The organism is Saccharomonospora piscinae (assembly GCF_005862235.1).
GTDB classification, from domain to species: Bacteria; Actinomycetota; Actinomycetes; order Mycobacteriales; family Pseudonocardiaceae; genus Saccharomonospora; species Saccharomonospora piscinae.
The window spans coordinates 117,577-129,506 of the sequence record NZ_VCEK01000006.1 but is presented as its reverse complement, the minus strand read 5'-3'; the positions used below and the strand labels follow the sequence as shown (position 1 = coordinate 129,506).

The window sequence follows — 11,930 nt, the reverse complement described above, 5'->3', positions numbered from 1 at the left end:
GCCGGCTACGGCGTCAGCCCGGTCAGTCCCGCCGCCCGCTCCCGGGCCTGCCGCTCCGCGTTCGCGCGGCCGCGCTCGCGCACCCGCGTGTTGCCGTCCTGCGGTACCAGGCACAGGGTCTCCCCGGTCCGGGCGACGACAAGCACCCCGCCGAGCGCGTCGTCCCTGGCGTACCAGCCGCCGTCGGCGAGGGCCGGAGGTTCCGCCGGGTGGTCCACGACGCCGGACGCCACCATCCGCGCCGTGCGTTGCTCGCCCTCTCCGACGGTGACACACCATTTCCCGCCCGTCACCCGCATCACGACTCGCACCGGAGAGCGAAATCCGGGTTCATAGACACTCAGCACGCGCGTCATCGCCCGGAGCAGCGCGAGCTGTCGGAACAGCACGTAATGCACGATCTTCGCGATCAGCACGCCCACACCCACCAGCGGGTAGAGCACCCGGACCTCCACGAGGAACGGGACCCCGCAGAGCACGACCGCGAGTGCGACGTGCGCCGCGTATCGGCGCAGCAACAGCATTCGGTGCCGTCGTACGACAGGACCGAGCCGCGCACCGTCGGCAGGAACGTCGACGTCGGGCAGGGGCCTCCGCTGGGTGTGGTACACGGCCACGATCACCACCGTCGTCAGCCCGAGCATGCCCGGTACCGCGAGCAGGAAGAACGTGTCGCTCGCGATGGTGAGAGTCAGGGCGTAGCTGGCGACACCCACGACAGCCAACACGGCGTTGCCGTTCCACCGCGACCGGAAGGGCTTTGCCCGCCGCGCGGTGGTGTCGGTCGTTCTCGTCACCGCGGCACCGTAACTCCCGGCCATCCCGCACGCCACGACCCACACCGTGTCCGCGAGCTGCGGACACGGCTACGCAGACTGCGGACACGGCTACGGGGGCTGCGGACACGGCGTCAGGGGGCTAACACGAACACCGCGACGCCGTCGAGTAGCCGGTGCAGGCCGAACTCGAACCAGCGGTCGAGGTCCGCGCGCGTCGCGGACGGCCGGGCCGCGGCCAGTTCGCTCAACCACGGATAGCGGTCCGAGTCGAGCAGTCCGGTCAGCTTGCCCCGCTGCGTCGACCACCAGTCCCGCTCGCTGATCCCGGTCTGGCGGGCGCTCCGGCGGCTCGCCGCCACCATGGAGGCCATGCCCTGCACGTAGCCACTCACGAGGAGATACACCGACAGTTGCGCCTCACGGTCGAGACCGAGACCCGACAGCGCGGCGAAGACGCGGTCCGTGGCCGCCAGCACCTCCGGAGCCAGCGGCGGGCGAGTGGTGTTCAGCACCTCCAGCAGCCACGGATGCCGTAGGTAGAGCTCCCACTCCCGGTGGGCCTCGCGCTCCAGCAGAGCCCGCCACTCGGCGGTACACGGCTGCGACAGCGGAAGGTCTCCGAACGCCGTGTCGATCATGGCCGCGATCAGTTCGTTCTTGGACGACACCTGCCGGTACAGTGACGTCGCGGGAACGTCCATCCGCGCGGCGAGTGCCCGCATCGACAGCGCCGCCATGCCGTGCGCGTCCGCGATGTCGATGGCGGTGCGGACGAGCGTCGTCCGGTCGAAAACCCTGCTTCGGCTCGATCTCGACGGGGTCGCCGCGCGCCGAGCACGGTCGTCACCGTCGCGGCGGGCGCGGTAGGCGCGGGCCTGGCACGCGCGCCCGCAGTAGCGACGGGGCCTGCCTTGCCCCGCGGCACGGAAGGGCTCGCCACACTGCGCGCACGGCACGGCACCCCCCTTTCGTCACACCGGTTCTGTGTGACGAAACTACTCGATCGCCCCCGGGTGCGCCGCGAGACTCGGATTCGGACACGTTCGGACACAACGTCAGGAGCACACGATGACCGAAACCGCCGTGACGGCCCGGGTGGCCGCGACCGCCGACCTGGAGCGGGTGGTGACGACCTACCAGCGCAGCTGCGAGGACGAAGCCGTCACGCGCTGGGTGATGTCGGCGGCGCCTGGTGGGCAGGAGACGGCGACGTGGGACGAGTCGCTGGACGAGGCAGTCCGGGGTGGCCATGTCGTCGTCGCCGACGATGCCGACGGCGACATGGTGGGGGTGTCGACATGGCTTCGCCTCGACTCGGCGCGACCGTTGCGGGAGCAGGCCGACGAGCTCGCCGAGCAGGTGCGGCGCCGGGCCGATCCCGTGCTGGCACGCACGGCGACGGTGCTCGCCGCGACGTCGGTCAGGCATCCCGACACACGCCACCTGTACTTGGCCTCGATGGGGGTACTGCCGCGGGCGCGTGGCCGGGGCGTCGGGGGAGTTCTGCTGGGGTTCGGCCTGGCCATGGCGGCGGCCGACGACCGTCCCGTGTACTTGGAGGCCAGCACCGAGCGCAACGCCGCGCTGTACGCGCGGCACGGCTTCCGTCCGGTGGGCGAACCGATCGCACTGCCCGATGGTGGACCACCGCTGCGCCCGATGTGGCGGATGCCCCCTGGTGCGGGTGAGCGGCGGACCGGACACGGCTACGGGAGCTGCGGACACGGCTACGGGAGCTACGGACACGGCTACGGGAGCTGCGGACACGGCTACGGGAGCTGAGGACACGGCTACGTGGGCTGCGGACACGGCTACGTGGGCTGCGGACACGGCGGTGGCGGCCACCCGTCGCGGATGGCCGCCACTCACCGGATCAGGAGTTCAGTCGTGTTTGTCCTGTTCGAGGCGTTCCGCTTCCTCGGGCGGGACGACGACCGGCCGCAACCGCGCCCACAGCACGAACGCCGTCGCGAAGACCAGCATCGCGAGCCCCGTCCACAGGTTGATGTTGATGTCGGCGCTCTTGGCGAGGTCGTCCTCGCTGGTGAAGCCGATCCCCAGCACCGTCAGCACGGCGCCGTAGACGCCGATCAGGAGTGCGATCACCAGCCGGACGTCGAAGGCCTTCGCGCGGCTGGCGCCGGAGGAGTTCGTCATGGTTCCCGCCTCCTAGAAGATGATGTTGAAGAGGATGGTGACGGCCAGCACGATGCCCGCCAGCAGGCCCGGGCGACGGTACCAGCCCGCGTCCTCGCCACTGGTCGAGTGCTTCAGGGTCTCCTTCGGCGTCAGCGAGTAGACGAGCCCCACGAGCTGCGGTTCCGGCTTCGGCTGGGTGGCGTAGGTGACGACCACACTCACCACGATGTCGACCACGAAGGCCGCACCGGCACCGACGAACGACGCGCCCTGACCCGGCAGGTCCCACACACCGGTTTCGGCGAGCAGGAACACGCCGACCGCGGCGAGTGTCCCGCTGACCAGACCGGTCCAGCCCGCCGTGGGCGTCATCCGCTTCCAGAACATACCGAGGATGAACGTCGCGAACAGCGGTGCGTTGAAGAACGAGAACAGCTGCTGGAGGTAGTCCATCAGGTTGGCGTACGACGCGGCGATGAAGGCCGTGCCGATCGCGAGGATCGTCGCGCAGACGGTGACGACCCGGCCCGCCTTGAGGTAGTAGCTGTCGGGGCGGTCCTTGACGACGTAGGCCTGCCAGATGTCGTAGGTGAACACCGTGTTGAACGAGCTGAGGTTGGCCGCCATGCCCGCCATGAACGACGCCAGCAGACCGGCGATCGCGATCCCCAGGATGCCGTTGGGCAGCAGGTCGCGCATGAGCAGCAGCAACGCGTCGTTGAAGGTGGCTCCGCTGGGCGCGGCCTCACCGGCCAGCAGCGCTTCCTTGTTCTCCCCGGCCAGTTCGGTGACCGTGACGCCCGCGATCATGCCGGGAATGATCACGATGAACGGCACCAGCATCTTGGGAAACGCCCCGATGATCGGGGTGCGGCGCGCGGCCGACATGCTCTTCGACGCCATCGCGCGCTGAACCTCGACGAAGTTGGTCGTCCAGTACCCGAAGGACAGCACGAAGCCGAGACCGAACACGAGGCCGAGCACCGAGAGGAAGTTGTCGCCGAAGCCGGTGAGCTGGTTGCCGGGCCAGGTCTCCAACTGCTCGGCGCCACCAGGGCCGCCCGACACGCGGTCGACGAGGCCCTGCCAGCCGCCGACCTCGGCGAGCCCGACGATGGTCAGGGGCAGCAGTGCGGCCACGATGACGAAGAACTGGAGCACCTCGTTGTAGATGGCGGCCGACAGCCCGCCGAGTGCGGTGTAGACCAGCACGATGACGGCCGCGAGGATCACCGAGACCCAGATCGGCCAGCCGAGCAGCAGGTTCACCACGGTGGCGAGCAGGAACAGGTTTGCCCCGGCGATGAGGATCTGCGCCGCCGCGAAGCTGATCCCGTTGACCAGGTGCGCGGGTTTGCCGAAGCGGCGCAGCATGAACTCGGGCACGCTGCGCACCTTGGAACCGTAGTAGAACGGCATCATCACGATGCCGAGGAAGAGCATGGCCGGGACCGCGCCGATCCAGAAGTAGTGCGCGGTCGGCATCCCGTACTGGGCGCCGTTGGCGGACATGCCCATGACCTCGATGGCGCCGAGATTGGCGGCCACGAAGGCGAGTCCGGTCACCCAGGCGGGCAGCGACCGGCCGGACAGGAAGAAGTCGAGACTCGTCGACACCTGCCTGCGGGCCAGATAGCCGATACCGAGTACGAGTACGAAATAGAATGCGAGCAACAGGTAGTCGATCGCGTTGGCATCTAGCCGCAGGTCCGCTTCAGCGAGGACGTGCACGGCCCACCTCCGGTGTCAACGAGTAGGCACGGAATTTCGTCGGGGACCACTACGCGGGGCGCCGTCGCCGCCGCGTACGGGGAGTTTCATGCTCGTCGGCCGATGGCTACACCTCCCGGAGCCTGCGTGCGACGTCTTCGGGCAGCACGTCGGTGATGAAGGCGTTCATGCCGGACTCGGACCCGGCCAGGTATTTCAGCTTGTCCGCGGAGCGGCGCACCGAGAACAGTTGCAGGTGCAGCCGGCTCAGGTCCTCGTCGTCGGTGACCGGCGCCTGGTGCCACGCCGAGATGTAGGGCAGCGGGGCGTCGTACAGGCGGTCGAACCGGCGCAGCACGTCGAGGTAGAGCCGGGCGAAGTCGTCCCGTTCCTCGCCGGTGAGTTCGGGGATGGTGCCGACCCGGCGCAGCGGATACAGGTGGACCTCCACCGGCCATCGCGCGGCGGCGGGGACGAACGCGACCCAGTGTGCGGTTTCGGCGAGGACCCGCGACCCCGCGCGTTCGGCGGCCACGACGTCGCTGTGCAGGTCGCGGCCGGTGCGCTCGCGGTGGCGCCGGGCGACCTCCAGCATCCGCCGGGTCCGGGGAGTCACGAACGGGTAGGCGTAGATCTGGCCGTGGGGGTGCGACAGCGTGACGCCGATTTCGCGGCCCCGGCTCTCGAAGCAGAAAACCTGCTCGACTCCGTCCAGTGAGGACAGTTCAGTGGTGCGGTCCGCCCATGCGTCGACGACGAGGCGCGCCTGCCGAGGGTCGAGGTCGGCGAACCGCGCGTTGTGGTCGCTGGTGAAGCACACCACCTCGCAGCGGCCGTAGCCGGGGCGCACGTCCACCAGCGGGTGCGCCACGTCCCCGGTGTCGGGGTGGGCTTCGGTGGACAGGCTCGGGAAGCGGTTCTCGAAGATCGCGACGGTGTAGTCGGCAGCGGGGATCTCGGTCCGCCTGCCCTGCCGGGAGGGGCAGAGCGGGCACTCGTCGCGCGCGGGCATGAACGTCCGGTGCTGTCGGTGCGAGGCCATCATGACCCACTCGTCGAGCAGCGGGTCCCAGCGCAGCTGCGACGCCGTGCTGACGGGGGGTAGGTCGCGGAGGTCGGGCGGCGCCGGGGGTGTGGGCTCGTCGTCGGCGGCGAAGTAGAGCAGATCGCGACCGTCGGCCAGGGTCGTGCGCGTCCTCTTCACCGGGCCCGTCTCCTTCGAAGTCACTCGATGTGCCGATCGCAGGGCATTCAACCATGAAGCAACACAAACCAACAGGCCAGGGTTCCACCAGGCGGTATTTCTGCGACTGGGCCGATCGAGTGTCGTTCACCCGTCCGGCCGCGCGGTTTTCCACGCAGCGTGCTGGCCCTGAGCAGAGGTGGTCGACTGTCTCCTGTTTGAAGCTGGTCGATTCTGCTCGTAACTGTTGACACTCGCGGCAAGCCCTGTGTGAAATGCTTCACGCCGGAGTGAGATCCGTGTGTACCCGGCGTGCCTGGCGCCGGCGACGAGGCCGGTGCTCCCCCAGGTGAGAAGGGTGTTCGACTGTGCTGTCACTCGCACCACCGACCCGACCACGCGGCGGCCGGTCCCGCAAACGGACCGTGCTGGCCGTCCTGTCCGCGCTACTGACGGCGGCCGCGCTCACGCCGACGGCCGCCGCGCAGCCCTCCGACGGCTGGACCCCGGGCGAAGCGCGCCTGACGACCCCGTGGACCGACGACGTGTCACCACGCAACGCGCTGCCCGAGTATCCCCGGCCCCAGCTCACCCGTCCGGAGTGGCGCAACCTCAACGGCGTCTGGGAGTTCGCGGGCGCCGCCGAGGGGCAGCGGCCCGAGTTCGGCGAGCCGCTGGACGAGCGCATTCTCGTGCCCTATCCGACGGAGTCGGCGCTGTCCGGCATCCAGCGGCACGAGGACCACATGTTCTACCGCCGCACCTTCGACGTGCCGGAGAAGTGGCGGATCGGCCACCACAACCGCCTCACGATGCACTTCGGTGCCGTGGACTACGAGGCCACGGTCTGGGTCAACGGGCAGGAGGTCGCCTCGCACACCGGCGGCTTCGGCGCGTTCTCCGCCGACGTCACGGACGCGCTCACGGGCCGGGGCGAGCAGGAGATCGTCGTGGCCGTGACCGACCGCACCGACGCCACCTGGCAGCCCGTCGGCAAGCAGCGCAGGGTGCCCGATCGCGGCATCTTCTACGAGAGCGCCTCCGGGATCTGGCAGACGGTGTGGATGGAGCCGGTGCCCGAGGGGCGCGTCGCGGACCTCGACATGGTCCCCGACATCGACGACTCCACCCTGGCGCTGACGGCGAACACGACGGGCGGCGACGGGCGCATGACGGTGGAGGCCGTGGTGCGCGACGGCCGCCGTGTCGTCAGCCGCACGCGGGGTAGCGCCGACGAAGCCCTCACGCTGCCCGTGCCGGACGCCAAGCTGTGGTCGCCCGACTCCCCGTTCCTGTACGACCTGGAGGTCGTGCTGCGCGACGGGCACCGCCCGGTGGACCGGGTGTCGTCCTACTTCGGTATGCGCGAGGTGGGCATGACCGAGGGCGAGGACGGCAAGCTGCGCATGACGCTCAACGGCGAGATCCTGTTCTCGATGTCCACCCTGGACCAGGGCTACTGGCCCGACGGGCTGTTCACCGCTCCGACCGACGAGGCGTTGCGGTGGGACCTCGAACAGCACAAGCGGCTCGGTTTCAACACCGTGCGCAAGCACATCAAGACCGAACCGGATCGCTGGTACTACCACGCCGACCGGCTGGGGCTGCTGGTGTGGCAGGACATGCCGTCGATGCGGACGGGAGGCCGCCCGCCCGCCGACGCCGCCGCCCAGTTCGAGACCGAGCTGCACGAGCTGGTGGAGCAGAAGAAGGACTGGACCTCGGTCATCGGCTGGGTGCCGTTCAACGAGGGCTGGGGTGAATGGTCCCGCGAGGCCACCGGCCGGATCGCGGGGGAACTCGCGGAGCAGGACCCGACGCGGCTCGTCAACGCGCACAGCGGGGTGAACTGCTGCGACTCGCTCGGTGACTCCGGTGCGGGGCACGTCATCGACTGGCACGCCTACGTCGGACCCGCCACGCCCGCTCCCGACGGCACGCGCATGTCGATGGACGGCGAGCACGGCGGCTTCGGCCTCGAGGTCGAGGACCACATGTGGTTCGGCGAGGGCCACGCGTACCAGATGCTGCCCGACCAGCAGAGCCTCACCGCGGCCTATGTGGACAACCAGCGCGCCGTACTCGACGCGGCGAGACGGTGCGGGATCAGCGGCGCGGTCTACACGCAGCTCACCGACGTCGAACACGAGGTGAACGGCTTCTTCACCTACGACCGGCAGGTCGAGAAGATGGACTTCGACGCCGTGCGGGAGGTCAACGAGGAGATCATCGCCGGGGCCGACGGCAGCGGTGACGGAGGTCCCGAGCCGGACCCGGGTACTCCTGGGCTCGACGGCGTCCACGCCTACCCGTTCGACGAGGGCTCGGGTTCGGTGGCGGGCGACGCCGTGGGCGACGCCGACGCCGCTCTCACCGGTGCCGAGTGGACGGACGGGGTCGATGGCGGCGCCGTGTCGTTCGAGGGTGCGGGTGAGGCCGACACGGGCGCGCAGCTCGTCGACCCCGAGGGCAGTTACTCGGTGTCGGCGTGGGTGCGGCTCGACGAGGCCGGAACCGGGTTCCAGACGGCGGTCAGCCAGGACACGGGCGGAAACAGCGCCTTCTTCCTCCAGTATTCGGGGCAGGACCAGCGGTGGGCGATGAGCTTCGCCGGGCTGCGGGCGGTGTCGCCGGAGCAGCCCGAACCGGGCCGCTGGTATCACCTCACCGGGGTGCGCGACGCGCAGGAGGGAACGCTGTCCCTCTACGTGGACGGGGAGCTGGCCGATGCGCGTGACGCCTGCCTGTCGCCGGGCGGCAGTGGTGACACGGTGATCGGCCGAGCCCAGTACGGCGGGCAGGACGTGGACCACCTGCGCGGTGACGTCGACGACGTGCGGATCTTCGACCGCGCGCTGCCGGGTCACGAGGTGGCCGAACTGGCGTCGCGGAACTGAGACCGCGAGGTGGGGCCGGGTGAGCTGCCCGGCCCCACCTCCGCACTTTTGATCGTCGCGTTGCTCGTTTTGTAGTAAATCGACAGAAGACGCTCGACTTCGAGGCAGAAGACTCCTATCGTCGCCTCCACGACGCGTCGGCATGTCGCCCGTGTTGCCCGGTGAACGACAGGCTCCGGCCTGGTCCTGTAACTCCACCCGCCACCAGGAGCATGCATGCAGCCGAGACCGTCCCAACGCCGCCGGAGGCGGCTGGTCACTCTTCTCGCCGCGTCGGCCGTGGTCAGCGGACTGGGGCCGCCGGTGGCGGCCGCGCAGTCCGACCTGCCGCCCCAGGAACCGGGCGTCACCCAGCGCGTGTTCGACGTGCAGCTGCCGATGGACGAGATCTGCACACTCAAGGCCGGGCAGACACCCAACGTCGACCGGCTGCGTCCCGACATCGACTGGAGCTCCACCGAGGACTTCGGGGGGATCGAGGACTACTTCGTCTCCCACACCATCGCCAACCTCGACGTTCCCGAGGACGGCCAGTACACCTTCCGGCTCACCAGCGACGACGGTTCGCGGTTGAGTCTCGACGACGAGGTGGTCGTCGACCACGACGGGCTGCACGGCGCCGAGCCCAAGGAGGGCACGACCGAGCTGTCCGCCGGATACCACTCGCTGTTCATCGAACACTTCGACCGCACCGGCGGCCAGCAGGTCACGTTGGAGTGGCGGCCTCCGGGTGCGAGCGACTTCACGGTGGTGCCGGAATCGGTGTTGAGCACCGATGCCGACGTCGTGCGGGTCACGGCACCCGGCCGCAAGGAGTGTGAGGCGGGCACCGACTCACCGGGTGACGGCATGCCGCTGAACGCGGTGCATCCGAACTACGAGCTGACCGATCTGCGGCCCGAGGGCTTCGAGCCCCAGGTGTCCGCGATGGACTGGATGCCCGACGGCAGGCTCGCCGTCGCGACGTGGGGCGGCACCGACACGGTCGACGGCGAGGTCTACCTGCTCGACAACGTCACCGGCGACACCAGTCAGGACGACGTGACGGTGACCCGCGTCGCCGAGGGACTGAAAGAGCCGATGGGGCTCAAGGTCGTCGACGGCAGCATCTACGTCTCCCAGAAGCACGAGCTGACGGAGCTGGTCGATGTCGACGGCGACGAGGTCGTCGACGAGTACGACACGGTGGCGACCTGGCCGTTCAGCGACAACTTCCACGAGTTCGCCTTCGGCCTGCTCTACCGGGACGGGCACTTCTACCTGAACCTGTCGGTGGCGATCGACTACGGCGGGGCCACGACCGACCCGCAGCCCTCGGAGAACCGGGGGACCACCATCAAGGTCAACCGCGAGACCGGCGAGGTGTCCTACATCGCGGGCGGCCTCCGTACGCCGAACGGCATCGCCTGGGGTCCCGACGACGGCCTGTTCGTGACCGACAACCAGGGCGGCTGGCTGCCCGCGTCGAAGCTCGTTCACGTCAAGCCCGACCGGTTCTTCAACCACTACACCAACCCGCCGGGCCCGTTCGACGACCAGCCCGTGACCAATCCGGTGCTGTGGTTGCCGCAGAACGAGATCGCCAACTCGCCGAGTACTCCGTTGCACGTCGAGAAGGGACCGTTCGCGGGACAGCTGCTGTTCGGTGACGTCACCTACGGGGGCATCCAGCGCGCGCACCTGGAGAAGGTGAAGGGTCAGTACCAGGGCGCGGTGTTCCGGATGACGCAGGGTCTCGAAGTCGGCGTCAACCGCATCACCCGGGGCCCCGACGGCGCCATCTACCTCGGTGGCCTCGGCGCGGGCGGCAACTGGGGCCAGGCGGGCAAACTGGATTACGGCCTGCAGAAGTTGTCCCCGGACGGGAACGACGCGTTCGACATCCTCGCCATGCGTGCCGTGTCCGGCGGGTTCGAGCTGGAGTACACCAAGCCGCTGTCGGACGACACGATCAGCGAGCTGGCACAGCGGTACGAGGTGACCCAGTGGCGGTACGCGCCGACGCCGTCCTACGGCGGGCCGAAGGTCGACGAGGAGACCCTGCCGGTGACCTCGGCGACGGTGTCGCAGGACCGCAAGACGGTCACTCTGGCGATTCCGGGACTCCAGCGGGACCGCGTGGTCCACGTGCGCTCGCCCCGGCCGTTCGGCTCGGCCGACGGGCAGCCGTTGTGGAGCACCGAGGCCTGGTACACGCTCAACCGGATTCCCGGTGCGGAGCAGCCGGTCACCACCTACGAGGCCGAGCAGGCGAAGCTCTCCGGCGGTGCGGCGATCGACACCGAGCACCCCGGCCACTCGGGCGGCGGGTTCGTCGACGGTTACGGCACCGAGGGGGCGAGCACGACCTTCGAGGTCACCACGGAGCGCGGCGGGCCGCACGACGTCGGGCTGCGCTACTCCAACGGGCCGAACCCGTTCGAGGGCACCAAAACCCTCAGCGTGTCGGTCAACGGGCGTTCGCCGCAGCAGATCGAGTTGCCCAGCACGCGGAACTGGCAGAGCTGGTCCACCGCCACCGAGTCGCTGGACCTGCGAGCGGGGCGCAACACCATCACCTACACCCACGGTCCCGACGACACCGGGCACGTGAACCTGGACCTGCTCACCGTCCACCGTCAGGGCGAGCGCATCACGCTGTTCGACGGCGAGAACCGCGGCGCGTGGCAGCACCTCGACGGCAGCACCGCCCAGTGGCCGCTGGTGGACGGGGCGATGGAGGTGTGCTGCGGTGACATCCGCACCGAGCAGGCGTTCGAGGACTTCCGGCTGCACGTCGAGTTCTGGCTGCCGGAGTACCCACCGGACGTCACCGGCCAGGACCGCGCCAACAGCGGGGTGTATTTGCAGGAGCGGTACGAGATCCAGGTACTCGACTCCTACGGTGTGGACCCGTTGAAGACCAACGACGCGGCGTCGATCTACAACGAGAAAGCGGCCGACGTCAACGCGGCGAGGCCACCGGAGACCTGGCAGAGCTACGACATCACGTTCCGCGCGGCGCGCTTCGACGACGCGGGGAACAAGGTGGAGGACGCCAGGGTGACGGTGGTGTGGAACGGGGTCACCGTCCACGACGACGTGGCCATCAGCGGGCCGACCGGTGCCGGCGCACCGGAGGGTCCCGACGCGGGTGCGATCCGGTTGCAGGACCACGGCAACGAGGTGCGCTACCGCGACATCTGGATCGAGCCGATCCGCTGAGTCCGGGTGCGCCGGGTC

Annotated in this window: 8 protein-coding genes; 3 read left to right on the top strand and 5 right to left on the bottom strand. The window is 69.4% G+C overall.

All coding sequences use genetic code 11. From position 1 onward, the window contains the following. Window positions 1-5: 5 nt before the first annotated feature. Window positions 6-797, bottom strand: coding sequence for a hypothetical protein (locus FFT09_RS21235; RefSeq protein WP_244231451.1), 792 nt, complete (start codon window positions 795-797; stop codon window positions 6-8). A 113-nt stretch (window positions 798-910) separates the two neighbouring features. Further along, window positions 911-1,735 (bottom strand): TetR/AcrR family transcriptional regulator, encoded by an 825-nt coding sequence (locus FFT09_RS21230; RefSeq protein WP_138383786.1) that lies wholly within the window; start codon window positions 1,733-1,735, stop codon window positions 911-913. A gap of 112 nt (window positions 1,736-1,847) precedes the next feature. Here FFT09_RS21230 and FFT09_RS21225 point away from each other — a divergent pair, with 112 nt between their 5' ends. Further along, window positions 1,848-2,561 (top strand): GNAT family N-acetyltransferase, encoded by a 714-nt coding sequence (locus FFT09_RS21225; protein WP_138383785.1) that lies wholly within the window; start codon window positions 1,848-1,850, stop codon window positions 2,559-2,561. A 99-nt stretch (window positions 2,562-2,660) separates the two neighbouring features. Here FFT09_RS21225 and FFT09_RS21220 read toward each other — a convergent pair whose 3' ends face one another. From FFT09_RS21220 to galT, 3 genes are all read right to left on the bottom strand, one after another. Next, a complete protein-coding gene (locus FFT09_RS21220; protein WP_081190435.1) occupies window positions 2,661-2,936 on the bottom strand; it encodes a hypothetical protein in 276 nt (91 codons plus the stop codon). A gap of 12 nt (window positions 2,937-2,948) precedes the next feature. Next, window positions 2,949-4,649, bottom strand: a complete 1,701-nt coding sequence (locus tag FFT09_RS21215; RefSeq protein WP_081190434.1) for a sodium:solute symporter family protein — start codon at window positions 4,647-4,649, stop codon at window positions 2,949-2,951. 106 nt (window positions 4,650-4,755) lie between these two features. After that, on the bottom strand, window positions 4,756-5,832 hold the full coding sequence (gene galT / locus FFT09_RS21210; protein ID WP_138383784.1) for a galactose-1-phosphate uridylyltransferase: 1,077 nt from the start codon (window positions 5,830-5,832) through the stop codon (window positions 4,756-4,758). Between the two features lie 347 nt (window positions 5,833-6,179). On the opposite strand from galT, the gene FFT09_RS21205 reads away from it, so the two are divergent. Together FFT09_RS21205 and FFT09_RS21200 are read left to right on the top strand one after the other, a co-directional pair. Next, window positions 6,180-8,708, top strand: a complete 2,529-nt coding sequence (locus FFT09_RS21205; RefSeq protein ID WP_138383783.1) for a LamG-like jellyroll fold domain-containing protein — start codon at window positions 6,180-6,182, stop codon at window positions 8,706-8,708. Between the two features lie 216 nt (window positions 8,709-8,924). Next, complete coding sequence (locus tag FFT09_RS21200; RefSeq protein ID WP_138383782.1) at window positions 8,925-11,912, top strand: 3-keto-alpha-glucoside-1,2-lyase-like domain-containing protein; 2,988 nt, start codon at window positions 8,925-8,927, stop codon at window positions 11,910-11,912. Window positions 11,913-11,930: the final 18 nt, after the last annotated feature.